The following is a 24,654-nucleotide window of genomic DNA, read 5'->3' as shown; positions in this document are numbered from 1 at the left end:
GGCCGCAGCCGACCCGGTACGGCGTTCCTATGCGGGTGGCGCGAACCCGTTGCTCGGCCGCTCGGCAGGCTGCGGCTGCTGCGGTGGTTCCCCCGGAGCGGCGGCCCCGGGAGCAGCCGGCCCCGACGGGGGCGCGAAGCCCTCGGCAGCCGGCACCGCCTGACCGGGCCCCAGCGGCGGCCCGGCCGCCGGCCCGGCGGGCCACCCGGCACCCGAGCCCTGTCCGCCCGGCACCGGTCCGGGAAGGCTCGCACCACCGAAGGCGCGGCGCGCCTCACGCGCCTGTCGTTCGTGCACCACGGCCGCCAGGTACGCGCCCGGGGGCACACCGTACGGCGCGGGCGTCCCCGTACGCGCCGCGAGGTCCGAGGCGAGACGTTCCGCCATCGCCGCCCCGACGTGCGGATCGAGCTGTCCCATCCGCGTCAGGTACTGGCGGACGGCCAGCCACAGCGCATCCGGGACGGCGGACAGGTCGAGCCCGGAGAACTGCCCGGCCAGCCAGGGCGGCGGCGCAGGCACGAACGGCGACCGTCCCGCCGGCACTCGCTCCCGCACGACCAGCGTCCCCGCGAACACGTCCCCCAGCCGCCGCCCCCGCGCCGACACCAGGGAAGCGACGCACGCGACGACCCCGAAGGTCATCAGGATCTCGACGACGCCGACGGCGCCGCGCACCAGGGCGTGCCGGAACCGGATGGGCCCACCGTCGTCCCGCACGACCCGCAGCCCGAGGGCCAGCTTCCCCAGCGATCGGCCGTGGGTCAGCGTCTCCACCGCGATCGGCACACCCACCAGCAGGAGCAGAAAGGTCGCGACGGCGATCGCCATCTGCGCCGCCTCGTCGAGACCGGCCGTGGCGAGGGCCAGGAGCAGGGTCACCACGACGTAGAAGACCACCGCTGCGACCAGGTCGAGCAGCACGGCAAGCGCACGGCTCGGCAGTTTCGCGGGACGCAGTTCCAGCGCCACCGCCTCGCCCGTCACTAGCTCACTCACACCCGTGGTCCTTCCGGTTCCATCCCCTGACCCGCCCCGAGACCGGCCAGTCTGCCAAGCTGAAGGCACATCGCGCCGCAGTACGACCTGTAGGACAAGCTGACACGCAGTTCGAGAGGGACGAGGAGCAGCAAACCCGATGGACCTCGATGTCTTCGTGTCCGCCCATCGTGCCGAATGGGACCGCCTCGACGCCCTGCTCCGCCGACAGCGCCGCCTGAACGGAGCCGAGGTCGACGAACTGGTCGCCCTCTACCAGCGCACGGCGACCCACCTCTCCCTGATCCAGTCCAGTGCCCCGGACCCCCAGCTCACCGGCCGCCTCAGCCAACTCGTGGCACGCGCGCGCAGCGCGGTCACGGGCACCAGGCGCTCCTCGTGGCGCGATGTCGCCCGCTTCCTGACCCACGGTTTCCCCGCGGCGGTCTACCGCTCCCGCCACTGGTGGGTCCCCACCGCACTCCTCTCCACCCTCGTCGCCGCCGTCCTGGGCTGGTGGATCGGCACCCATCCCGACGTCCAGGCGTCGATCGCGGCGCCCGATGCCCTGCGCGAGATGACCCGCCCCGGCGGCCAGTACGAGACGTACTACTCCAGCCATCCCGCGGCGTCCTTCGCCGCCCAGGTGTGGACGAACAACGCCCAGGCCGCCGCCATGTGCCTGGTCCTGGGCATCTTCCTGGGCCTGCCGGTCCTCTGGATCCTGCTCCTGAACATGCTCAACCTGGGCGTCGGCATCGGCTTGATGGCCTCGGCGGGCCGACTCGACGTCTTCCTGGGGCTCGTCCTCCCCCATGGACTGCTGGAGCTGACCGCGGTCTTCGTGGCCGCCGGTACGGGTCTCCGCCTCGGCTGGACCGTCATCGACCCCGGCCCCCGCACCCGTCGCTCGGCGCTGGCCGAGGAGGGCCGGGCCGCGGTGGGGATGGCGATCGGCCTGGCGCTGGTCCTGTTCGTCTCCGGTGCCATCGAAGGGTTCGTCACCCCCTCCGGCCTGCCTACCTGGGCCCGCATCAGCATCGGCGTCCTCGCCGAACTCGCCTTCCTCGCCTACGTCTATGTCCTGGGCGGACGCGCGGCCCGCGCCGGCGAGACGGGCGACGTCGAGGAGCACGAACGCAGCGCCGTGGTGCCCACTGCCGCCTGATGTGCATCCCACCCCGTCGGGCTGTTACTGTCTTCCTCGTTCCCACAAGAGCCGTTGACACGGCCCTCGTGGGGAGGTAGGTTAGAACAGTTGCCTAGAGGTGGATATGCCCCGGGCGGCAGTGAACATCTACCGGTTCCTCGTGGACGAGATTCACGAGTGGACCCGCCCCGATGAATCAGAAAGAACGGCCGGTAAGGCCGGTCGAAAACTTCTGATAAAGTCGGACTCGCCGAAAGGGAGCCGCAAGGCGAACAAATAGGTAAAAGCCCTCCAACGGCTACGAGAAACGAATTCCGACCGGAAACGGAACGGAAAACGGATCTGGTAAGGTTGGAAACACCGAAGGGAAGCGCCCGGAGGAAAGCCCGAGAAGTTGCTCGGGTGAGTACAAAGGAAGCGTCCGTTCCTTGAGAACTCAACAGCGTGCCAAAAATCAACGCCAGATATGTTGATACCCCGTCTCCGGCCGGTTGGTCGGGGCGAGGTTCCTTTGAAATAAACACAGCGAGGACGCTGTGAACCATCGGATCATTCCTCCGGTGGTTCCGCTCTCGTGTGTGTGCACCGGATGACCGGTAAACATTCACGGAGAGTTTGATCCTGGCTCAGGACGAACGCTGGCGGCGTGCTTAACACATGCAAGTCGAACGATGAAGCCCTTCGGGGTGGATTAGTGGCGAACGGGTGAGTAACACGTGGGCAATCTGCCCTTCACTCTGGGACAAGCCCTGGAAACGGGGTCTAATACCGGATACGACGCGCTCGGGCATCCGATGTGCGTGGAAAGCTCCGGCGGTGAAGGATGAGCCCGCGGCCTATCAGCTTGTTGGTGAGGTAACGGCTCACCAAGGCGACGACGGGTAGCCGGCCTGAGAGGGCGACCGGCCACACTGGGACTGAGACACGGCCCAGACTCCTACGGGAGGCAGCAGTGGGGAATATTGCACAATGGGCGAAAGCCTGATGCAGCGACGCCGCGTGAGGGATGACGGCCTTCGGGTTGTAAACCTCTTTCAGCAGGGAAGAAGCGAGAGTGACGGTACCTGCAGAAGAAGCGCCGGCTAACTACGTGCCAGCAGCCGCGGTAATACGTAGGGCGCGAGCGTTGTCCGGAATTATTGGGCGTAAAGAGCTCGTAGGCGGTCTGTCGCGTCGGATGTGAAAGCCCGGGGCTTAACCCCGGGTCTGCATTCGATACGGGCAGACTAGAGTGTGGTAGGGGAGATCGGAATTCCTGGTGTAGCGGTGAAATGCGCAGATATCAGGAGGAACACCGGTGGCGAAGGCGGATCTCTGGGCCATTACTGACGCTGAGGAGCGAAAGCGTGGGGAGCGAACAGGATTAGATACCCTGGTAGTCCACGCCGTAAACGGTGGGAACTAGGTGTTGGCGACATTCCACGTCGTCGGTGCCGCAGCTAACGCATTAAGTTCCCCGCCTGGGGAGTACGGCCGCAAGGCTAAAACTCAAAGGAATTGACGGGGGCCCGCACAAGCAGCGGAGCATGTGGCTTAATTCGACGCAACGCGAAGAACCTTACCAAGGCTTGACATACACCGGAAACATCCAGAGATGGGTGCCCCCTTGTGGTCGGTGTACAGGTGGTGCATGGCTGTCGTCAGCTCGTGTCGTGAGATGTTGGGTTAAGTCCCGCAACGAGCGCAACCCTTGTTCTGTGTTGCCAGCATGCCTTTCGGGGTGATGGGGACTCACAGGAGACTGCCGGGGTCAACTCGGAGGAAGGTGGGGACGACGTCAAGTCATCATGCCCCTTATGTCTTGGGCTGCACACGTGCTACAATGGCAGGTACAATGAGCTGCGAAGCCGTGAGGCGGAGCGAATCTCAAAAAGCCTGTCTCAGTTCGGATTGGGGTCTGCAACTCGACCCCATGAAGTCGGAGTTGCTAGTAATCGCAGATCAGCAGTGCTGCGGTGAATACGTTCCCGGGCCTTGTACACACCGCCCGTCACGTCACGAAAGTCGGTAACACCCGAAGCCGGTGGCCCAACCCCTTGTGGGAGGGAGCTGTCGAAGGTGGGACTGGCGATTGGGACGAAGTCGTAACAAGGTAGCCGTACCGGAAGGTGCGGCTGGATCACCTCCTTTCTAAGGAGCACCTGGCCTCTTTCGGGGGGTCCAGACGCCAGAACATCAGCGAATGTCTGATGCTGGTCGCTCATGGGTGGAACGTTGATTATTCGGCACGGTCGGGATGGATGAGAGCGCTAGTACTGCTTCGGCGTGGAACGCGAAGCTCATCGGTTGATCGTGTCGGGCACGCTGTTGGGTGTCTGAGGGTGCGAGCGTTGCTCGTCCTTCGGTGCCGGCCCCAGTGAACTCGAACCGGGTGGTTCGGGGTGGTGGGTGGTTGGTCGTTGTTTGAGAACTGCACAGTGGACGCGAGCATCTGTGGCCAAGTTTTTAAGGGCGCACGGTGGATGCCTTGGCACCAGGAACCGATGAAGGACGTGGGAGGCCACGATAGGCCCCGGGGAGTCGTCAACCAGGCTTTGATCCGGGGGTGTCCGAATGGGGAAACCCGGCAGTCGTCATGGGCTGTCACCCTTGCCTGAACACATAGGGCAAGTGGAGGGAACGCGGGGAAGTGAAACATCTCAGTACCCGCAGGAAGAGAAAACAACCGTGATTCCGGGAGTAGTGGCGAGCGAAACTGGATGAGGCCAAACCGTATGCGTGTGAGACCCGGCAGGGGTTGCGTATACGGGGTTGTGGGATCTCTCTTTCACAGTCTGCCGGCTGTGAGGCGAGTCAGAAACCGTTGATGTAGGCGAAGGACATGCGAAAGGTCCGGCGTAGAGGGTAAGACCCCCGTAGCTGAAACATCAGCGGCTCGTTTGAGAGACACCCAAGTAGCACGGGGCCCGAGAAATCCCGTGTGAATCTGGCGGGACCACCCGCTAAGCCTAAATATTCCCTGGTGACCGATAGCGGATAGTACCGTGAGGGAATGGTGAAAAGTACCCCGGGAGGGGAGTGAAATAGTACCTGAAACCGTGTGCCTACAAGCCGTGGGAGCGTCGCGTTGAGTGCTTGCACTCAACGTCGTGACTGCGTGCCTTTTGAAGAATGAGCCTGCGAGTTTGCGGTGTGTTGCGAGGTTAACCCGGGTGGGGTAGCCGTAGCGAAAGCGAGTCCGAACAGGGCGTTTGAGTAGCACGCTCAAGACCCGAAGCGGAGTGATCTAGCCATGGGCAGGTTGAAGCGGAGGTAAGACTTCGTGGAGGACCGAACCCACCAGGGTTGAAAACCTGGGGGATGACCTGTGGTTAGGGGTGAAAGGCCAATCAAACTCCGTGATAGCTGGTTCTCCCCGAAATGCATTTAGGTGCAGCGTCGTGTGTTTCTTGCCGGAGGTAGAGCACTGGATAGGCGATGGGCCCTACCGGGTTACTGACCTTAGCCAAACTCCGAATGCCGGTAAGTGAGAGCGCGGCAGTGAGACTGTGGGGGATAAGCTCCATGGTCGAGAGGGAAACAGCCCAGAGCATCGACTAAGGCCCCTAAGCGTACGCTAAGTGGGAAAGGATGTGGAGTCGCAGAGACAACCAGGAGGTTGGCTTAGAAGCAGCCACCCTTGAAAGAGTGCGTAATAGCTCACTGGTCTAGTGATTCCGCGCCGACAATGTAGCGGGGCTCAAGCGTACCGCCGAAGTCGTGTCATTGCGATATGTACCCCCAACGGGGATCGTGATGGGTAGGGGAGCGTCGTCTGCCGGGTGAAGCAGCCGTGTAAGCGAGTTGTGGACGGTTGACGAGTGAGAATGCAGGCATGAGTAGCGATACAAACGTGAGAAACGTTTGCGCCGATTGACCAAGGGTTCCTGGGTCAAGCTGATCTGCCCAGGGTAAGTCGGGACCTAAGGCGAGGCCGACAGGCGTAGTCGATGGATAACCGGTTGATATTCCGGTACCCGCTGTGAAGCGTCAAACATCGAACCAGGCGATGCTAAGTCCGTGAAGCCGCCCCGGAGCCTTCGGGTGAAGGGGAGTGGTGGAGCCGACGAACCAGACTTGTAGTAGGTGAGTGATGGGGTGACGCAGGAAGGTAGTCCATCCCGGGCGGTGGTTGTCCCGGGGTAAGGGTGTAGGACGTCGGGTAGGTAAATCCGCCTGGCATGCAGTCTGAGACCTGATGCCGAGCCGATTGTGGTGAAGTGGATGATCCTATGCTGTCGAGAAAAGCCTCTAGCGAGTTTCATGGCGGCCCGTACCCTAAACCGACTCAGGTGGTCTGGTAGAGAATACCGAGGCGTTCGGGTGAACTATGGTTAAGGAACTCGGCAAAATGCCCCCGTAACTTCGGGAGAAGGGGGGCCACGCCTGGTGAGAGCACGTGCTGCTTGAGCTGGGGGTGGCCGCAGAGACCAGCGAGAAGCGACTGTTTACTAAAAACACAGGTCCGTGCGAAGCCGTAAGGCGATGTATACGGACTGACGCCTGCCCGGTGCTGGAACGTTAAGGGGACCGGTTAGCTCACTTTCGGGTGGGCGAAGCTGAGAACTTAAGCGCCAGTAAACGGCGGTGGTAACTATAACCATCCTAAGGTAGCGAAATTCCTTGTCGGGTAAGTTCCGACCTGCACGAATGGCGTAACGACTTCTCGACTGTCTCAACCATAGGCCCGGTGAAATTGCACTACGAGTAAAGATGCTCGTTTCGCGCAGCAGGACGGAAAGACCCCGGGACCTTTACTACAGTTTGATATTGGTGTTCGGTTCGGCTTGTGTAGGATAGCTGGGAGACTGTGAACTCTGGACGCCAGTTCAGGGGGAGTCGTCGTTGAAATACCAGTCTGGTCGTGCTGGATGTCTAACCCGGGTCCGTGATCCGGATCGGGGACAGTGTCTGATGGGTAGTTTAACTGGGGCGGTTGCCTCCTAAAGGGTAACGGAGGCGCCCAAAGGTTCCCTCAGCCTGGTTGGCAATCAGGTGGTGAGTGTAAGTGCACAAGGGAGCTTGACTGTGAGACCGACGGGTCGAGCAGGGACGAAAGTCGGGACTAGTGATCCGGCGGTGGCTTGTGGAAGCGCCGTCGCTCAACGGATAAAAGGTACCCCGGGGATAACAGGCTGATCTTCCCCAAGAGTCCATATCGACGGGATGGTTTGGCACCTCGATGTCGGCTCGTCGCATCCTGGGGCTGGAGTCGGTCCCAAGGGTTGGGCTGTTCGCCCATTAAAGCGGTACGCGAGCTGGGTTTAGAACGTCGTGAGACAGTTCGGTCCCTATCCGCTGTGCGCGTAGGAGTCTTGAGAAGGGCTGTCCCTAGTACGAGAGGACCGGGACGGACGAACCTCTGGTGTGCCAGTTGTTCTGCCAAGGGCATGGCTGGTTGGCTACGTTCGGGAGGGATAACCGCTGAAAGCATCTAAGCGGGAAGCCTGCTTCGAGATGAGGACTCCCACCCACTTGATGGGGTAAGGCTCCCAGTAGACGACTGGGTTGATAGGCCGGATCTGGAAGCACGGTAACGTGTGGAGGTGACCGGTACTAATAGGCCGAGGGCTTGTCCTCAGTTGCTCGCGTCCACTGTGTTGGTTCTGAAACCACGAACAACCCCGCGTTTGTCACAGAGCGTGGTGCGGTTGATTGTTTCATAGTGTTTCGGTGGTCATAGCGTGAGGGAAACGCCCGGTTACATTCCGAACCCGGAAGCTAAGCCTCACAGCGCCGATGGTACTGCAGGGGGGACCCTGTGGGAGAGTAGGACGCCGCCGAACAATTGTTGAGAAAGCCCCTGCCGGGAAACCGGCGGGGGTTTTCTGCGTTTACGGCGCCCTTTCGGGGAATGCCGAGCCAGTCCTCAAGACCGTTCCGGGCGAATTACAGGCGTCCAGCTGCCTTCAGCGCCAAGTAGGCGTCTGCCAAGGCCGGCGCCAGCTCCTCCGGGGGTGCGTCCACCACCGTGACTCCGTGACGCCGGAGTTGTCCGGCGGTGCGGTGGCGCTCCGACTGGGCCTGGGCCGCTGCCGCCGCCTCGTAGACGGCGTCCGTGGTGCCCCGTGCGGTCGCCATGCGGGCGATGTGCGGGTCGGAGACGGAAGCCACCAGGACCGTGTGGCGCTGGGTGAGGCGGGACAGCACCGGGAGGAGGCCCTCTTCGACGGGGGCCGCGTCCAGGCTCGTCAGCAGGACGATCAACGAACGACGGGGGGCCGTCCGTAGCGCGGTGGCGGTGAGACCCCGGAAATCCGTCTCGACGAGCTCCGGCTCGAGCGGAGCCATCACGTTGACCACGGAGGGAAGGACGTCGCCCGCCGAACGACCCTGCACGAGGGCCCGCACACGGCGGTCGTAGGCCATCAGGTCCACGCGGTCGCCCGCGCGGGAAGCGAGGGCGGCCAGCAGGAGAGCGGCGTCCATCGAGGCGTCCAGGCGCGGGATGTCGCCCACACGGCCCGCCGAGGTCCGGCCCGTGTCCAGGACGAGCAGGATGTGGCGGTCGCGTTCGGGACGCCATGTGCGTACCGCCACCGCGGACTGGCGGGCCGTGGCGCGCCAGTCGATCGAGCGGGTGTCGTCGCCGGGGATGTACTCGCGGAGGCTGTCGAACTCGGTGCCCTCACCCCGCGTCAGGACACTGGTGCGACCGTCCAGTTCGCGGAGACGGGCCAGCTTGGACGGCAGGTGCTTGCGGCTCGTGAACGGAGGAAGGACCCGCACCGTCCAGGGGACCCGGTGGCCGGCCTGGCGCGTGAACAGGCCCAGAGGACCGTACGAGCGGATCGTGACCCGGTCGGCCTGGCGGTCGCCCCGGCGCGTGGGACGCAGCAGAGTCGTGACACGGCGTCGCTCCCCGGCGGGGACCGCGAGTCGGTGGCGGGAGGCGGCCACCTCACTGCCGGGCAGCCAACTGCTCGGGGGCCAGGCGTCACGGAGACGGGCGCGCAAGGGGCGCCGGGAGGGATTGGTGACCGTCAGCGTGACCTCCGCTGTCTCGCCGAGGCGCGTCGAGGTGTCCCCGGAGCGCGTGAGGCCCAGACGGCGCACGGGGGCGGCCAGGGTGTAGTCGCAGGCGCACGCGAGGGCCAGCGGGGCGTTCACCGCGAGGATGCCCGTCCAGCTGGGCTCCCAGATGCCGACCGGGAGAGTGCCGAGGGCCGCGAGGAGCGCGGCGCGTCCGGTGGGGGCCATCAGCGGGGCACGGGGACGTGGGCGAGGATCGCGTTGATGACCGAGTCCGCCGTCACGCCCTCCATCTCCGCCTCCGGGCGGAGCTGGACGCGGTGCCGGAGGGTCGGGAGCGCGAGTGCCTTGACGTCGTCGGGGATGACGTAGTCGCGGCCCGTCAGCCAGGCCCAGGCCCGGGACGCCGCGAGGAGGGCCGTGGCGCCTCGGGGTGAGACACCCAGGGTGAGGGAGGGCGACTCGCGAGTGGCGCGGCAGATGTCGACGACGTAGGCGGTGATCTCGGGGGAGACGGTCGTCTTGGCGACGGCGGCGCGGGCGGCTTCGAGGTCGGCGGCGTTCGCGACGGGGCGTACGCCGGCGGCGCGCAGATCGCGCGGGTTGAAGCCGGCGGCGTGCCGGGTGAGGACGTCGATCTCGTCCTGACGGGACGGCAGCGGAACCGTCAGCTTGAGCAGGAAGCGGTCGAGCTGGGCTTCCGGGAGGGGATACGTGCCCTCGTACTCGACCGGGTTCTGGGTCGCGGCGACCAGGAACGGGTCGGGGAGGGGACGGGGGGTGCCGTCGACCGTGACCTGGCGTTCCTCCATGGCCTCCAGCAGGGAGGACTGGGTCTTCGGCGGGGTGCGGTTGATCTCGTCCGCGAGGAGGAGGTTGGTGAAGACCGGGCCGGGCTGGAAGGAGAACTCGGCGGTGCGGGTGTCGTAGACGAGGGAGCCGGTGACGTCGCTCGGCATCAGGTCCGGGGTGAACTGGACGCGCTTGGTGTCCAGTTCGAGTGCGGACGCGAGGGCGCGGACAAGCAGGGTCTTGGCGACCCCGGGGACTCCTTCGAGGAGGACGTGTCCGCGGCAGAGGAGGGCGACGACGAGGCCGGTCACGGCGGGGTCCTGGCCGACCACGGCTTTGGCGATCTCGGCGCGCAGGGCCTCCAGGGAGGCACGGGCGGCGCCCGGGTCCCCGGTGGTCCCGGCGTTGTCAGTGGTCGGGTCCATCATGAACGGCGTACCTCTCTTTCGAGGGCGTCGAGTCGGTCGGTGAGGGCGATGAGTGCCTTGTCGTCGCCGGGCGGCGGGCCGAAGAGGAGGGTGTGCAGGGTCCGGCCGTCGCCGTGGAGGTGGGCGGACAGAGCGGGGATCAGGGCCTCGGGCGCGTGCGCCCGGGAGACGGGGACACCCACGAGAGGGGCGAGGCGCGTGCGGGTGGTGGAGCGAAGAGCGGCGGCCGCGCGGTCACGGGCGTCCGCCTTGCGGTAGAGACGGGCGCGGCCTTCGACGGTCTCGGAGGCGCGGATCGCGACGGGGAGTTTCTCGGGTACCAGGGGTCCCAGTCGGCGTGCCCGCCAGAGGGCGGCGATCAGAGCCGCGACGAACAGTTGCAGGCCGCCCCAGAGCCAGCCCGAGGGGAGCAGGTCGAAGAAGCTGCGGTCGCCGGTGTCGCGGACGGAGTCGTCGGCGAGCGAGGGGAGGTACCAGACCAGATGGGGGCGCGAGCCGAGGAGTTGGAGGGCGAGGGAGGCGTTGCCCTGCTCGTCGAGGCGGTCGTTGTAGAGGATGTCGGGGGCGCCGATGACGACGGTGTCACCGTCCCCTTCGGCGCCCGGGAGGAGGACGAGGCCGGGCAGACCGCTCTCGGGGTAACAGGTGTCGGCGTCGCGGACGGTGACCTGGTAGCGGATGCCGCCGAGGTCGGCGGTGCCCGCACGGCGGGCGGCGGGCAGGTCGCAGCGGGGCGCGAGTGCGGAGTCGAAGCTCGGGGCGGGGTCGGCGGTGACGCCGGGGACGAGGGTGCCGACGGACGGGGCGCCGGGGGCGACGAGGACCGTACGGCCGCCGGACGCGGTGGTCGCCGTCCGCAGACGGCGCTGCTGGGGCTCGTTGAGCAGGTCCGGGACGGCGATGAGCAGAGTCGTGTCGGGGGCCGCGGCGGCGGTCGCCTCGTCGAGGGTGGTGACCACGCGCGTGGAAACGCCGTTGTCGTCGAGGAGCTGTTCGATCGCACGGCTGCCGTTGCCGTCGGCGGAGCGCGGGTCGAGACGGCCGTGCTCAGCGCCGGAGCGGACGACCGCGATCACGACGGCCGCGGTCAGGAGGATCACGAAGGCGATGACGACTCCTCGTGCGTGCCCCCACAACTGACGGGCGGTGGGCGAGGCCGAGGTGTGCGAGGGGGTGGCCTCGGCGGTCATTCGTCGGCCCCCTGGCGGCTGTGGTCGGTCGTGCTCGTCGTGCTCGTGGTGCTTCGGACGCTGCCGCCGGTCAGGGCTGGCTTGGCGCGCTCCAGGTCGTCGTCGAGGGCGGCGAGGTGGCGGTACGTTCCTTCGGCCGCGGTTCGGCCGCCGTACGTGACGTCGTCGAAGTCGCGGGCGGCGGTGCGGAGCCGGTCCGCGTGGGCGGGAAGGACGCGGCCCGCCTCGGAGGCGGCCTCGTCGGCGGTACGGCCCGGGCGCGCGTCGAGGAGGGCGCGTTCCTCCAGTGAGCGGACCACGGCACGCATGCGTTCCTGGACGGCCTGGTTCCAGTGGCCCTGGGCGGCCTGCGCCTCGGCTGCCGCGCGGTGTTCGGCGGCGCTGCGGGGGCGGTCGTCGAAGAGCCGAGCGGAGGAGGCGGGGGTGCGGTGCGGGGTGCCGAGACGCCACCACAGGGCGCCGACGAGCGCCAGGACGGCCAGGACGATGACGACGAGGCCGATCGCGCCGCCGGGGGTGGCGGCGGAGGCAGCGCCGAACAGCTTGTCGATCCAGTCCCAGAAGGCGTCCATGGCGCGCTCGTACCAACTGGGGTCGTTCTGGTGGTACACGCCCTTGGACAGCTCGCGCCGGGCCGCCTCCCGCGCGGGGTCGCGCGGGAGGGTGACCGGTGGTTCGTCCGCCGAGCGCCAGCCGATGGGGACGGCGGTCAGAACTCCCCCCGAGAGTCTCACCGCATCAGCTCCCGGGAGTGCCGGCGGAGGCGTTGCCGCCGTAGTCCTGGACCCCGGCGGCGCGGGCCAGTTCGAGGTCGAGGGCCTCGCGGCGGATGCGCTGGTCGATGTAGAGGAGCACGGTGACGCCGGCGCTGATCGGGAAGGTGATCGTGGACCCGATGACCGAGCCGACGCCGCTGATGACGAGGTACGTCCAGCCGAACGCGGTGCTGCCGGTGAGGAGGCCGGAGAAGCCCTCGCCGTCCAGGGCCGTGCCGAGGACGGCGAAGGGGATCACGACGATCGACGCGACGACGTAGGCGATGATCGCCGCCAGCAGCTGGATGCCGAGGACCCGCCACCAGGAGCCGCGCACCAGCTTGACGGAGCGGCCCAGGGACTTGCGGACGCCCTGCTTCTCCAGCATCAGCGCGGGCGAGGCGAGCGAGAAGCGGATCAGCAGCCACACGGTGAGGACGAAGCCGCCGAGTCCGCCGAACACGGCGAGGGCGGCGCCCGCGCCTTCCGCGCCGCCGGCGACGAGGAGGATGCCGGGCAGGATGCCGACGGTCATGACCACCACGGCGATCAGGGGCAGCAGGAGGGTGAGGCCGCCCAGCCTGAGGAGCTGCGGGCGGGCGTCCCGCCATGCCTCGCCGGTGGTCACCTTCCTGCCGAGGACGGCTCGGCTGGTCACGGTCGTGAGCAGGGCGGTGGCGATGACGGTGCCGAGCAGGGAGATCACCAGGACGGCGGAGGTGCTCAGCAGGGTCTCGCCGAGGGCGCGGCCCAGCTCGCCGGGGGTGGCGCTGGGGTCGTCGAGGACGTCGGTGTTCGCTGCGTCGTTGAGGACGAGGCCCTGGAGCAGGATGACCGCGATCTGGGTGACGACGGCGACGGCCAGGGAGATGCCGAGGACCGTGCGCCAGTGGGTGCGCATGGTGGACACCGCGCCGTCGAGGATCTCACCGACGCCGAGGGGGCGCAGCGGGATCACACCGGGCTTGGCCGCGGGCGGAGGGCCGCCCCAGCCACCGCCCCAGCCCGGGGCGCCGTGGCCGGGATGTCCGCCGGGGGCTCCGTGGGCACCGGGCGGGCCGTAGCCGCCCGGTCCGGGGTACGGGCCGCCGGGGTGGCCGCCCCAGCCCGGGGTGGGCTGCGGAGGTGGCGGGGCCTGGCCGGGGCCCTGCGGGCTCGGGTTGCTCCACTGGGCGGGCGGGGGCTGCTCCTTGGACCACTTGGACGGCGGCTGCGTCTGGTCCGCGCCGCTCTGGTCGGCCGGCTGCGGAGTGTCCTGCCGGCCCGCGTCCTGACCGTCCGAGGGGGTCGATCCGGGCGAGGCCCAGCCCGGAGTGTCCTTCATCGTCGCTCCTTCACGGTGCTCGTCCGCGGTCGCGGCGGCAGGTTGGCGCCCATCGTGCCACGCGGTGTCCGGGAAGGGACGGGCGGCCGTAGGGGCTGCGCACCTTCAATTGTCCGTCGGATACGGGGCAGACTGGCCGCATGGCTGATCAGTACGCGCGAACCGGCGACGACACCCGGCCGACCGAGATCCCTGCGATCCGATGGGAGGAGCCACCCGAGGGCCCCGTCGTGGTCCTGCTGGACCAGACGAGACTGCCGGCCGAGGAGGTCGAGCTGGTGTGCACGGACGCCTCCGCGCTGGTCGAGGCGGTACGTTCGCTCGCCGTGCGCGGGGCGCCGCTGCTGGGCATCGCCGGGGCGTACGGCGTCGCGCTCGCCGCCGCGCGGGGCTTCGCCGTGGAGGAGGCCGCCGAGGCGCTGGCCGGTGCCCGGCCGACCGCGGTGAACCTCTCCGTCGGGGTGCGGCGTGCGCGGGGCGCGTACCTGGCCGAGCTGGGCCGGACCGGTGACCAGAAACTGGCCGCGGATGCCGCCCTCGCAGCCGCGCGGGCACTGCACCGGGAGGACGCCGAGGGCAGCGCCCGGATGGCGGCGCACGGGCTGGCGCTGCTCGACGAACTGATGCCGGGCGGCGGGCACCGGGTGCTCACGCACTGCAACACCGGGGCACTGGTGTCGGGCGGTGAGGGCACGGCGTTCGCGGTGGCGCTGGCGGCGCACCGGGTGGGGCGGCTGCGCAGGCTGTGGGTGGACGAGACGCGGCCGCTGCTGCAGGGTGCCCGGCTCACGGCGTACGAGGCGGCGCGCAACGGGATGGCGTACACCTTGCTGACGGACAACGCCGCGGGATCGCTGTTCGCGGCCGGGGAGGTCGACGCGGTGCTGGTGGGGGCCGACCGGATCGCCGCCGACGGTTCGGTGGCGAACAAGGTGGGGACCTATCCGCTCGCGGTGCTCGCCCGGTACCACCACGTGCCGTTCATCGTGGTGGCGCCGGTCACGACGGTGGATCCGGACACCCCGGACGGAGCGTCCATCGAGGTGGAGCAGCGCGCGAGCCATGAGGTGACGGAGATCACAGCGCCTCAGGTGCCTGCGGCGGGGGCGGAACCGGGCGGCGGGATCCCGGTGGCGCCCCTGGGGACCCAGGCGTACAACCCGGCGTTCGACGTGACGCCGCCGGAGTTGGTGACGGCGATCGTCACCGAGGAGGGGGTCGTGTCGCCGGTGACGGCTGGTGCGCTCGCGGAGCTGTGTGGCAGGTCACGACAGGTAACGATTTAGTTAATGGGATGATGTCGTTTATGAAGGGACGAGTCCTTGTCGTCGACGACGACACCGCACTGGCCGAGATGCTCGGCATCGTGCTGCGTGGTGAAGGTTTTGAGCCGTCTTTCGTAGCCGACGGCGACAAGGCGCTGGCCGCGTTCCGTGAGGTCAAACCGGATCTGGTGCTGCTCGATCTGATGCTGCCGGGCCGGGACGGGATCGAGGTGTGCCGCCTGATCAGGGCGGAGTCCGGGGTGCCGATCGTGATGCTCACAGCGAAGAGCGACACCGTCGATGTCGTCGTGGGCTTGGAGTCGGGCGCGGACGACTACATCGTGAAGCCGTTCAAGCCGAAGGAACTGGTGGCCCGGATCCGGGCCAGGCTGCGGAGGTCGGAGGAGCCGGCACCGGAGCAGCTCGCCATCGGAGACCTGGTCATCGACGTGGCGGGGCACTCCGTGAAGCGGGACGGACAGGCGATCGCGCTGACGCCGCTGGAGTTCGATCTCCTGGTTGCGCTGGCGCGGAAGCCGTGGCAGGTGTTCACTCGAGAGGTCCTGCTGGAGCAGGTCTGGGGCTACCGCCATGCGGCGGACACCCGTCTGGTGAACGTTCATGTGCAGCGGCTGCGTTCCAAGGTCGAGAAGGACCCGGAGCGGCCGGAGATCGTGGTGACTGTCCGTGGTGTCGGATACAAGGCAGGACCCAGCTGACATGCCCGGGGACAGCGCCGCTTCGGCGCCCGGCCAGTCCGGGACCCGCACGGAGCGGCCTGTCGGCCGGAAGGCGTCGGGTTCTCGCTGGGGGCGTCTCCTCGAGGGCGGGTTGCCGCGGGGCGGAGTCCAGGGCAGCCCGGTCCTGAGGCTCTTCATGCGCTGGGTGCGCCGTCCGCTGCTGCCCGTGATGCGGCTGTGGCGGCGCAACATCCAGCTCAGGATCGTCGTCACGACGCTGCTGATGTCGCTCAGCGTGGTGCTGCTCCTCGGCTTCGTCGTCATCGGGCAGGTGCGCAACGGGCTGCTGGACGCCAAGGTCAAGGCCTCGCAGAGCCAGGCCACGGGCGGCTTCACGGTGGCCCAGCAGCGGGCCGACAGCGCGGCGAGCGTGGCCGGGAACGACAGCGCGGCGGAGCTGGACGGCGAGCGGGTGCAGAACGTCGTCGAGTGGATGACCAACCTGGTGAACTCGCTGTCCAGCGGTGGGCAGGGCGCGTTCGACGTCGTGACGCTCAGCCCGGCCTCCGCGGACGGCGAGACCGGGGGGCTCGGACCGCGTGCCTCCGGCGGCGTGGCCTGGGACCTCAGCGTGCCCGAGGCGCTGCGCGACCGCGTCGACGACGGCACCAGCGCCGTCCAGAGCTACACGCGGATCTTCTACACCAACGGCCAGGAGCCGCAGCCGGCGCTGATCATCGGCAAGCAGGTCAACGACCCGACCGGCAGGCCGTACCAGCTGTACTACCTGTTCCCGCTCACCCAGGAGGAGAAGTCCCTCAGCCTGGTCAAGGGCACGCTGGCGACGGCCGGGCTGTTCGTCGTCGTCCTGCTCGGGGCCATCGCCTGGCTCGTGGTGCGCCAGGTCGTCACGCCCGTGCGGATGGCGGCGGGGATCGCCGAGCGGCTGTCCGCCGGGCGCCTGCAGGAGCGGATGAAGGTCAGCGGCGAGGACGACATCGCGCGTCTCGGTGAGGCCTTCAACAAGATGGCGCAGAACCTGCAGCTGAAGATCAGCCAACTGGAGGACCTGTCGCGGATGCAGCGGCGGTTCGTCTCCGACGTGTCGCACGAGCTGCGGACACCGCTGACGACGGTCCGGATGGCTGCGGACGTCATCCATGACGCGCGCGTGGACTTCGACCCGGTGACCGCGCGGTCGGCCGAGCTGCTCGCCGACCAGCTGGACCGGTTCGAGTCGCTGCTCGCGGACCTGCTGGAGATCAGCCGGTTCGACGCGGGCGCGGCGGCCCTGGAGGCCGAGCCGATAGACCTGCGCGAGGTCGTGCGGAAGGTCGTCAGCGGGGCCGAGCCGCTCGCCGAGCGCAAGGGGACGCGGATACGGGTCCTCGGCGACCAGCAGCCCGTCGTCGCCGAGGCCGACGCCCGGCGGGTGGAGCGGGTGCTGCGCAACCTCGTGGTCAACGCCGTGGAGCACGGCGAGGGCAAGGACGTCGTGGTCAAGTTGGCGGCGGCGGGCGGGGCGGTCGCGGTCGCGGTCCGCGACTACGGCGTGGGCCTCAAGCCGGGCGAGGCGACGCGGGTGTTCAGCCGTTTCTGGCGGGCCGACCCGGCACGCGCGCGTACCACCGGCGGCACGGGACTGGGACTGTCCATCGCGCTGGAGGACGCCCGCCTGCACGGCGGCTGGCTCCAGGCGTGGGGTGAGCCCGGCGGCGGTTCGCAGTTCCGGCTGACGCTGCCGCGGACGGCCGACGAGCCGCTGCGCGGCTCCCCGATACCCCTGGAACCGAAGGACTCCCGGCGCGGGCGCGGCGGGAGTGACGGCGCTGTGCGGCACGGCGGCGGCAAGCTCGCCACGGTGCCGGTGCAGGCGGTGGAGCACACGGCCACCCGGGCGCCCATAGGGCCGCTGCCGGGCGGTGGGCAGGTGCCCACGGCCGACCCGACGGCGCTGCCCGGCAACGGCGCGCGCGTGGTGTCCCGGGCCGGCGTGTCGCCCGCGGCACCGCCCGCGCAGCGGAGCAGTGAGGACGCGGGCCAGACGGAGGAACGGCTCCCCGAGGACGGCTCCGAGGAGCAGCAGGGGAAGCAGGAGCAGCAGGGGGAGGCATTCCGTGGGCGCTGACCGCGCGAATCGCGGCCGCAGGCGTCCGGTGCGGGCGACGGCGTACGCCGGCATCGGAGCCGTACTGCTGGCGGGGTGCGCCTCGATGCCGGACAGCGGGGACATGCGTGACGTCGAGTCGACGCCGCGGCAGGACACCCAGGTGCGGGTGTTCGCGCTGCCGCCGGCGGACGACGCCCAGCCCCGGGAGATCGTGCAGGGCTTCCTGGAGGCCCTGACCAGCGACGACCCCAACTACGAGACGGCCCGCACGTATCTGACCGGGGACGCGCTGAAGAAGTGGGACCCGAACACCTCGACGATGGTCCTCGCGGAGGCGCCCACGCCGTTCACGCAGGTCACGGGGAACGAACCGAGCGGCGGCGACTACCGGTACCAGCTGAGCGGCGAGAAGGTCGCCCGCGTGGACGGGCAGCACGCGTACACACCGGCCGGCGGTGAGTACGAGGAGACCGTGCACCTCACGAAGGTGAAGGTCAAGGACACGCAGCAGTGGCGCATCGACAAGCTGCCGCAGGGCGTGGTGCTCGGCAGGTCCGACTTCGAGCGCAACTACAGGTCGATCAACAAGTACTACTTCACGTCCGCCGCGCAGTCCGGTGAGGCGGGCAGGGTCGCCGACCCGGTGTACGTGCGCAGCCAGGTCGACCCGGTGACCCAGGTCGTGCGGGACCTGCTGAAGGGCCCCACCCGCTGGCTGAACTGGGTCGCGAGGACCAGCTTCCCCTCGGGTACGGCTCTGCGGAAGGGCACCGCCCATCTGACGCCCGACGAGCAGAACAAGCTGGTCGTGCCGCTCAACGCGAAGGCCGACCGGGTCTCGGCGAGCAGGTGTCAGGAGATGGCCGCGCAGCTGCTGTTCACGCTTCAGGACTACATGCCCAACGGCGTCGACGAGGTGGAGCTGCAAGGGTCGACCGGGGCGCAGCTCTGCACGCTCGGCGAGGACCAGGCCGACGCCGCGAGCCGGCCCGGCAAGGGCATCGAGTACGAGTACTTCATCGACGGCGAGCACCGGCTGGTGCGGCTGTCCGCCCGGGAGAGCACGCCGACTCCGGTGCCGGGCGACCTCGGTGAGGGCGTGAAGCAGCTGCGGTCGGCCGCCGTGTCGCGGGACGAGGAGCGGGCGGCCGGGGTGTCGGTCGACGGGAGCGAGCTGTACGTGGCGCCGCTGACGTCGAGCGGCACCGTCGGCGAACCGCTGCTGCGCAGTGCGGGTGCCACAGCCAAGGACCGGCTGACGACCCCCAGTTGGGACGGACGGGGCGACCTGTGGGTGGCCGACCGCGATCCGAAGAAGCCGCGTCTGCTGGTCCTCGCGGACGGCAAGGGCGAGCCGTTGGAGGTGCGGACGACGGGGCTCGACGGCCGTATCGAGGCGGTGCGTGTGGCCGCCGACGGGGTGAGGGCCGCGCTGATCGTGGAGAAGGGCGGCAAGCGGTCGCTGTTCATCGGGCGCGTCGAGCGGGAGGCGGACGCGGACGGCACCACCGTCTCCATCGTCGATCCGCGGTCCGTGACACCGGACCTCGAGGACGTCGCGGCCATGTCGTGGGCGGGTGACAGTCGGCTCGTGGTGGTCGGCCGGGAGTCCGGCGGTGTCCAGCAGACCCGGTACGTGCAGGTCGACGGCTCCACGGTGCCGGGGCCGACGCCTTCCGCGCTGACCGGTGTGGAGGAGATCGCGGCGTCCGAGAACGAGAACCAGCCGCTGCTAGCCCATTCGGCGGACGGCATCGTCCGGCTCGCCCCCGGGGAGCAGTGGCAGACGGTGGTCAAGGAGGGGACGGCTCCGGTCTATCCGGGGTGAGCGGCTCCGATCCGTCCTGGGGAGTCCGTGCTGCGGGTGAGGCGCTGTGGGCGAGTCGCTGCCGGTGGGCCGGTGCGGGTGGGCCGCCGTGGCCGACGCGCTGCGGTCGCGGCGTCGCGGTCGGGGCGTCGCGGTCGGGGCGTCGGCCTTGGGTCTCTCCGCCGCTCTCGGTTCCCTCCACAGCTCTCGGGTTCCTCCACCGCTCTCGGGTCCCTCCAACGGGAGTTTGGTGAGCCTTGGCGGCCTTCGGCCTGCCGTCCACCCAGCGGCTGACTCGTGTGGGTGACAACCGTGTTGGTGTTTCCCGGGTTGTCCACAGGCGGTTTTCCACAGGGGTGGCGGGGTTTCGTGCGCGTGGGCACAGTGGTGGGCATGCGGGCATGGTGGCAGGACCTCACGGATCTGGTGCTGCCGGCCGAGTGCGGAGGCTGCGGGAGGCCTCGCGAGGTGCTCTGCCCGGAGTGCCGCGCCGCCCTCATGGGGGCCGCACCGGGCCGGGTGCGACCTGCGCCGGAACCGGTGGGGCTGCCCGAGGTGCACGCGGCGGCCCCATACCAGGACGCGGTACGGGCGGCGCTGCTCGCGCACAAGGAGAGGGGCGCCCTGGCCCTCGCCGAACCGCTCGGCACAGCCTTGGCGGGGGCCGTACGGGCGGGGCTGGGCGGGCCGGGGGCGGAGGGTGCCGAGGATCTCCCATGGGGGCGCGGCGCCTCGGCGGCCGGTGACGGGAGAGGGGGCCGTGAGGATGTGCTGCTCGTTCCGGTGCCGTCCGCGCGGCGGGCGGTGCGGGCACGGGGGCACGACCCGGCGCGGCGGATCGCCCTCGCTGCGGCCCGGGTGCTGCGGCGTGCCGGGACGCCGGCCCGGGTGCTCGCGGTGCTGCGGCAGCGGCGTGCCGTGGCCGATCAGTCGGGGCTGGACTCCCGGCAGCGGCTGGACAACCTCGCGGGCGCCCTGGAGGTGGCCGCCGGGGGCGCCCCGCTACTGGGCGGCGGCCGGGTCGTGCTCGTCGACGACCTCATGACGACCGGGGCCTCGCTGGCGGAGGCGGCGCGGGCCGTCCGGGTGGCGCACGACGGTTGGGTGGTGTCGACGGCGGCATACGGGAAAGACGCTGGGCGAACGGTGGAGGAGGCGGTCCGGATCCGAGGCGTCGAGGGAATGCGCGGGGGCTCCCCCGCAGGTGAGGGACTGTGCGCGGCGGTCGTCGCCGCGCCGCCGGACGCTTTCCGTATAAACCGGAACTGACAGAGAACTTGCATCGTTGCAGGTAATGAGAGGGTCAATTCACCTGAACGGAGGTACGTCTCAGTAGAGGGTGACGACATCCGTCCGGGCGAGATATGTTCGGTTGTGAGGGAATGGCCCCGGCCGTTCACCACATATCCGGATGCCGTACTGCGGGATTTCTGCAATCACCCGCAGCGATGGGGTGGAGATCTTGTCCGCGGGGGAGGAGGAGGTGGAGTCACCGAGTCCGCGGTTCCGGAAGTAGCCGGAACCTGGTGCACAAGGGAGACGCTCCGCCAGTGGAGCGGAGTGATCCGGGAACGGAGTTCTGCGTGGACATCGTCGTCAAGGGCCGCAAGACCGAGGTGCCCGAGCGGTTCCGCAAGCACGTGGCCGAGAAGCTGAAGCTGGAGAAGATCCAGAAGCTCGACGGCAAGGTGATCAGCCTCGACGTCGAGGTGTCCAAGGAGCCCAACCCCCGACAGGCCGACCGCTGCGACCGAGTGGAGATCACGCTCCGCTCCCGCGGACCGGTGATCCGGGCGGAGGCAGCGGCGAGCGACCCCTACGCGGCGCTCGACCTGGCGGCGGACAAGCTCGAGGCCCGGCTGCGCAAGCAGCACGACAAGCGTTACACGCGCCGGGGCGCGCGCAGGCTCACGGCCGCGGAGGTCGCCGACCACGTCCCGGGCGTGGCGACTCTCAACGGCAACGGATATGTCGCCGAGGAGGAGAAGGCCGACGGCGTACCCACCAAGCGGATCGGCTCGCTCGAAGTGAAGGGCGAAGGCCCCCTCGTCGTCCGCGAGAAGACCCACGTCGCGTCCCCGATGACCCTCGACCAGGCGCTCTACGAGATGGAACTGGTCGGGCACGACTTCTATCTGTTCGTCGACTCCGAGACCAAGGAACCGAGCGTCGTCTACCGCCGGCACGCCTACGACTACGGCGTCATCCACCTCAGCACGGACCCGATGGTCGCCGAGGTGAACTCCGACGCCGCGGGCGGAACGCTCGGCGGCTGATCACGCCGGGTGACGGCTCAGCCGGTGCCCCTGGAGCGCGCGTGCGCCCCCAGGGGCACCGGTGTGCGACCCCCAGAGACCCGCTCTGTCACCGCACTGTCGCCCCGGCATGAAATCATGGCCGAACCGGCCCCAACCGGCGGGTCGTTGCCTTGGGTTGGCGATGGCACAGAAAAACAGGCCACGGCCTTCAGGGGGAGGAACGATGGCGGACAGCAGCTTCGGACCGATGCGTGACGCGACGGCCGACGAGGGTTCCGTCGGCATGGGCCCCGCGGCGGGCTCCCGCAAGGAACCCATCAGAGTCCTCGTCGTCGACGATCACGCGCTCTTCCGCCGCGGTCTGGAGATCGTGCTCGCCGCCGAGGAGGACATCCAGGTCGTCGGCGAGGCCGGCGACGGGGCCGAGGCGGTGGACAAGGCGGCCGACCTGCTCCCCGACATCGTGCTGATGGACGTCCGGATGCCCAAACGCGGCGGGATCGAGGCGTGCACCTCCATCAAGGAGGTGGCCCCCAGCGCGAAGATCATCATGCTGACGATCAGCGACGAGGAGGCCGACCTCTACGACGCGATCAAGGCGGGGGCGACGGGCTACCTCCTCAAGGAGATCTCCACCGACGAGGTGGCCACGGCGATCCGCGCCGTCGCCGACGGGCAGTCGCAGATCAGCCCGTCCATGGCCTCGAAGCTGCTCACCGAGTTCAAGTCGATGATCCAGCGGACCGACGAGCGCCGCCTCGTGCCGGCACCCCGACTGACGGACCGGGAACTGGAAGTCCTCAAGCTCGTGGCCACCGGGATGAACAACCGCGACATCGCCAAGGAGTTGTTCATCTCCGAGAACACCGTGAAGAACCACGTGCGCAACATCCTGGAGAAGCTGCAGCTGCACTCCAGGATGGAGGCCGTGGTGTACGCGATGCGGGAGAAGATCCTCGAGATCCGCTGACCCCGGTTCAGGCCAGGGCGCGGGTGAGTTCCCCGACCAGACGATCGCGCAGCTCGGGAGCGTCCACTCGCTCCACACGGACATGCGTGCAGTCCACCCAGCTCGCCGCCTCCAACAGGGCCTGGACGACCGCCGGGACCGCCTTCGGGCCGTTCAGGGTGACCTGCTTGGCGACCAGGGTGCGGCCGTCGCGGGCCGGGTCGACACGACCCACGAGGTGGCCGCCGGCCAGGACCGGCATCGCGAAGTAGCCGTACACCCGCTTCTGCTTGGGGACATAGGCCTCCAGGCGGTGGGTGAAGCCGAAGACGCGTTCCGTGCGGGCCCGCTCCCAGACCAGGGAGTCGAAGGGGGACAGGAGCGTCGTACGGTGGCGGCCCCGCACCGGTGTGGCCAGGGCCGCCGGATCCGCCCAGGCGGGCTTGGACCAGCCCTCCACCGTCACCGGGACCAGACCCGAGTCGGCGACCACCGCGTCGAACTGCTCGCCCTTGAGGCGGTGGTAGTCGGCGATGTCCGCGCGCGTGCCGACACCGAGGGCCTCGCCGGCCAGGCGGACCAGACGGCGCAGGCACTCCGTGTCGTCCAGCTCGTCATGGAGCAGCTCGGTGGGGACGGCGCGCTCGGCGAGGTCGTACACCCGTTTCCAGCCCCGGCGCTCCACACAGACCACCTCGCCGTACATCAGGGCCCGTTCGACGGCGACCTTCTCGCCGGACCAGTCCCACCACTCGCTGGTGCGCTTCGCGCCGCCCAGTTCCGTGGCGGTCAGGGGGCCCTCGTCACGGAGCTGTTTGATGACGCGGTCGTAGGCGCCGTCGGGCAGTTCATGGCCCCACTGGGGGCGGGCGCGGTAGGCGCGGCGGCGGAACGCGAAGTGGGGCCACTCCTCGATGGGGAGGATGCAGGCGGCGTGGGACCAGTACTCGAAGGCGTGCGGACGCGCCGGGTGCGCGCCGTCGGGGGCGGTGGCCCAGTAGGCCCTGTCGACCGTGGCGCGGCCTATGGCACCGAGGCGGGCGTACGGGACGAGTTCGTGGGACCGGGCGAGGACCGAGATGGTGTCGAGCTGGACCGCGCCCAGGTGGCGGAGCACGCCGCGGACGCCGGACCTGCGGTCGGGGGCGCCGAGGAAGCCCTGGGCCCGCAGGACGATGCGGCGGGCCTCGTCCGCGGTGAGTTCTGTCGAGGGGGGCGGCAGGGGTGTCATGGTCCGCAGGGTAGGCCAGGGCACTGACATCGCTGCCGGTACTCAGGTTCAAGTGGCCGTGACTCGGGCACTGACCGACGTCCTGCCGGGCTGAGCCGGGAGAACCGGCGGCCGGCCGGACACGGCGGGGACGGTCCGCCGGGTGGGCGGAGGCGGCGGGGACGTGCGTCAGTGCGGGGACGGGAGATAGGGGTACGTCGACGGGAGGCTCAGGTCGGAGGGGAGGAGGGAGCCCACCCAGCAGTCGCGGAGGGTGCCGTTGTTGTGGAGGGCGGAGCGCAGGGTGCCCTCCACGGTGAAGCCCGTGCTCTCGGCGACCGCGCGGGACGCGGTGTTGCCGACCTCCGCGCGCCATTCGAGGCGGTCGACGGCGAGCGCGGTGAACGCCCAGCGGGCGGCGACCCGGGTCGCCTCGGTGGTGTAGCCCTGGCGGCGGTGCTCCCTGGCCGTCCAGAAGCCGATCTCGGCGGTGCCGAGCGACCGCATCGTGATGCCGAGCATGCCCGTCAGCGCCCCGGAGCGCAGGAAGACCCCGAAGGTGAACAGGGAGGCGTTGACCCAGCCCTCGGGGACCGCGTGCTCCACGAAGCTCACCGCGTGCTCGCGCAGATACGGCGAGGGGATCGTGGTCCAGCGCTGGATGTCCGGGTCCTGCGCGGCGGCGTACACCGTGTCGGTGTCGCGCGCGTCCACGGTGCGCAGCAGCAGACGCTCGGTGGTCAGGGTGACGGGGTCCATCGGCCGATTGTGCTCGGGGCGGCGGAGGGACGCCATCGTGTTCGCGCC

16 protein-coding genes and 3 rRNA genes are annotated in these 24,654 nt (G+C 69.0%); 11 read left to right on the top strand and 8 right to left on the bottom strand.

The window, feature by feature from the left end; genetic code table 11:
• Window positions 1-27 precede the first annotated feature (27 nt).
• The gene (locus GSY65_RS14525; RefSeq protein WP_201452540.1) at window positions 28-999 is read right to left on the bottom strand and encodes an RDD family protein; all 972 of its coding nucleotides are present in this window, start codon (window positions 997-999) and stop codon (window positions 28-30) included.
• A gap of 139 nt (window positions 1,000-1,138) precedes the next feature.
• Here GSY65_RS14525 and GSY65_RS14520 point away from each other — a divergent pair, with 139 nt between their 5' ends.
• The 4 genes from GSY65_RS14520 to rrf all read left to right on the top strand — a co-directional run bounded on the left by GSY65_RS14520 (window position 1,139) and on the right by rrf (window position 7,893).
• Complete coding sequence (locus GSY65_RS14520) at window positions 1,139-2,146, top strand: stage II sporulation protein M (protein ID WP_159768184.1); 1,008 nt, start codon at window positions 1,139-1,141, stop codon at window positions 2,144-2,146.
• A gap of 585 nt (window positions 2,147-2,731) precedes the next feature.
• Window positions 2,732-4,258 (top strand): 16S ribosomal RNA (locus tag GSY65_RS14515).
• Between the two features lie 305 nt (window positions 4,259-4,563).
• Window positions 4,564-7,687, top strand: a 23S ribosomal RNA gene (locus tag GSY65_RS14510).
• An 89-nt stretch (window positions 7,688-7,776) separates the two neighbouring features.
• Window positions 7,777-7,893: ribosomal RNA gene (rrf, locus tag GSY65_RS14505) — 5S ribosomal RNA — on the top strand.
• Together the 16S, 23S and 5S rRNA genes form the textbook arrangement of a ribosomal RNA operon.
• A 103-nt stretch (window positions 7,894-7,996) precedes the next feature.
• On the opposite strand, the gene GSY65_RS14500 is transcribed toward rrf, so the two are convergent.
• From GSY65_RS14500 to GSY65_RS14480, 5 genes are read right to left on the bottom strand one after another with little or no spacing between them, the layout of a single operon-like run.
• A complete protein-coding gene (locus GSY65_RS14500) occupies window positions 7,997-9,307 on the bottom strand; it encodes a DUF58 domain-containing protein (protein ID WP_159768181.1) in 1,311 nt (436 codons plus the stop codon).
• Window positions 9,307-10,296, bottom strand: coding sequence for an AAA family ATPase (locus GSY65_RS14495; protein ID WP_159775956.1), 990 nt, complete (start codon window positions 10,294-10,296; stop codon window positions 9,307-9,309). The genes GSY65_RS14500 and GSY65_RS14495 overlap by 1 nt, the downstream gene beginning before the upstream one ends.
• Window positions 10,296-11,489, bottom strand: coding sequence for a DUF4350 domain-containing protein (locus tag GSY65_RS14490; RefSeq protein ID WP_159768178.1), 1,194 nt, complete (start codon window positions 11,487-11,489; stop codon window positions 10,296-10,298). The genes GSY65_RS14495 and GSY65_RS14490 overlap by 1 nt, the downstream gene beginning before the upstream one ends.
• On the bottom strand, window positions 11,486-12,223 hold the full coding sequence (locus GSY65_RS14485) for a DUF4129 domain-containing protein (RefSeq protein WP_201452539.1): 738 nt from the start codon (window positions 12,221-12,223) through the stop codon (window positions 11,486-11,488). Before GSY65_RS14485 ends, GSY65_RS14490 begins: the two co-directional genes overlap by 4 nt.
• Before the next feature lie 4 nt (window positions 12,224-12,227).
• On the bottom strand, window positions 12,228-13,568 hold the full coding sequence (locus GSY65_RS14480) for a glycerophosphoryl diester phosphodiesterase membrane domain-containing protein (protein WP_159768175.1): 1,341 nt from the start codon (window positions 13,566-13,568) through the stop codon (window positions 12,228-12,230).
• 140 nt (window positions 13,569-13,708) lie between these two features.
• Between GSY65_RS14480 and mtnA the strand changes: the two genes are divergently transcribed.
• The 7 genes from mtnA (at window position 13,709) to GSY65_RS14445 (ending at window position 22,658) form a co-directional block, all read left to right on the top strand.
• On the top strand, window positions 13,709-14,854 hold the full coding sequence (gene mtnA, locus GSY65_RS14475; RefSeq protein ID WP_159768172.1) for an S-methyl-5-thioribose-1-phosphate isomerase: 1,146 nt from the start codon (window positions 13,709-13,711) through the stop codon (window positions 14,852-14,854).
• Window positions 14,855-14,862: 8 nt separating this feature from the next.
• On the top strand, window positions 14,863-15,552 hold the full coding sequence (mtrA, locus tag GSY65_RS14470) for a two-component system response regulator MtrA (protein ID WP_201452795.1): 690 nt from the start codon (window positions 14,863-14,865) through the stop codon (window positions 15,550-15,552).
• A gap of 1 nt (window position 15,553) precedes the next feature.
• Window positions 15,554-17,641, top strand: a complete 2,088-nt coding sequence (mtrB, locus tag GSY65_RS14465; RefSeq protein ID WP_159768166.1) for an MtrAB system histidine kinase MtrB — start codon at window positions 15,554-15,556, stop codon at window positions 17,639-17,641.
• Window positions 17,631-19,451 (top strand): LpqB family beta-propeller domain-containing protein, encoded by a 1,821-nt coding sequence (locus GSY65_RS14460; protein ID WP_159768163.1) that lies wholly within the window; start codon window positions 17,631-17,633, stop codon window positions 19,449-19,451. Before mtrB ends, GSY65_RS14460 begins: the two co-directional genes overlap by 11 nt.
• A 372-nt stretch (window positions 19,452-19,823) precedes the next feature.
• Window positions 19,824-20,699, top strand: coding sequence for a ComF family protein (locus tag GSY65_RS14455; RefSeq protein ID WP_159768160.1), 876 nt, complete (start codon window positions 19,824-19,826; stop codon window positions 20,697-20,699).
• Window positions 20,700-21,013: 314 nt separating this feature from the next.
• The gene (hpf, locus tag GSY65_RS14450) at window positions 21,014-21,706 is read left to right on the top strand and encodes a ribosome hibernation-promoting factor, HPF/YfiA family (protein WP_236579789.1); all 693 of its coding nucleotides are present in this window, start codon (window positions 21,014-21,016) and stop codon (window positions 21,704-21,706) included.
• 205 nt (window positions 21,707-21,911) lie between these two features.
• On the top strand, window positions 21,912-22,658 hold the full coding sequence (locus tag GSY65_RS14445; RefSeq protein WP_159768154.1) for a response regulator: 747 nt from the start codon (window positions 21,912-21,914) through the stop codon (window positions 22,656-22,658).
• Window positions 22,659-22,665: 7 nt separating this feature from the next.
• On the opposite strand, the gene GSY65_RS14440 is transcribed toward GSY65_RS14445, so the two are convergent.
• Window positions 22,666-23,868, bottom strand: coding sequence for a winged helix-turn-helix domain-containing protein (locus tag GSY65_RS14440; protein ID WP_159768151.1), 1,203 nt, complete (start codon window positions 23,866-23,868; stop codon window positions 22,666-22,668).
• Between the two features lie 168 nt (window positions 23,869-24,036).
• Entirely contained in the window at window positions 24,037-24,606 is a 570-nt protein-coding gene (locus GSY65_RS14435) for a GNAT family N-acetyltransferase (RefSeq protein ID WP_159768148.1), read from the bottom strand.
• Window positions 24,607-24,654: the final 48 nt, after the last annotated feature.

The organism is Streptomyces sp. HM190, assembly GCF_009857135.1.
Classification (GTDB): Bacteria; Actinomycetota; Actinomycetes; order Streptomycetales; family Streptomycetaceae; genus Streptomyces; species Streptomyces heilongjiangensis.
Note: the sequence above shows the minus strand (reverse complement) of the source record. Positions and strands in the feature narration are given on the sequence as shown.

Coding starts and splice junctions, on each gene's coding strand:
- GSY65_RS14480 (WP_159768175.1), bottom strand. CDS start 13,568: ATGAAGGACACTCCGGGCTGGGCCTCGCCCGGATCGACCCCCTCGGAC.
- GSY65_RS14445 (WP_159768154.1), top strand. CDS start 21,912: ATGGCGGACAGCAGCTTCGGACCGATGCGTGACGCGACGGCCGACGAG.
- mtnA (WP_159768172.1), top strand. CDS start 13,709: ATGGCTGATCAGTACGCGCGAACCGGCGACGACACCCGGCCGACCGAG.
- GSY65_RS14520 (WP_159768184.1), top strand. CDS start 1,139: ATGGACCTCGATGTCTTCGTGTCCGCCCATCGTGCCGAATGGGACCGC.
- GSY65_RS14455 (WP_159768160.1), top strand. CDS start 19,824: ATGCGGGCATGGTGGCAGGACCTCACGGATCTGGTGCTGCCGGCCGAG.
- GSY65_RS14435 (WP_159768148.1), bottom strand. CDS start 24,606: ATGGACCCCGTCACCCTGACCACCGAGCGTCTGCTGCTGCGCACCGTG.
- mtrA (WP_201452795.1), top strand. CDS start 14,863: ATGATGTCGTTTATGAAGGGACGAGTCCTTGTCGTCGACGACGACACC.
- GSY65_RS14495 (WP_159775956.1), bottom strand. CDS start 10,296: ATGGACCCGACCACTGACAACGCCGGGACCACCGGGGACCCGGGCGCC.
- GSY65_RS14490 (WP_159768178.1), bottom strand. CDS start 11,489: ATGACCGCCGAGGCCACCCCCTCGCACACCTCGGCCTCGCCCACCGCC.
- mtrB (WP_159768166.1), top strand. CDS start 15,554: ATGCCCGGGGACAGCGCCGCTTCGGCGCCCGGCCAGTCCGGGACCCGC.
- GSY65_RS14440 (WP_159768151.1), bottom strand. CDS start 23,868: ATGACACCCCTGCCGCCCCCCTCGACAGAACTCACCGCGGACGAGGCC.
- GSY65_RS14500 (WP_159768181.1), bottom strand. CDS start 9,307: ATGGCCCCCACCGGACGCGCCGCGCTCCTCGCGGCCCTCGGCACTCTC.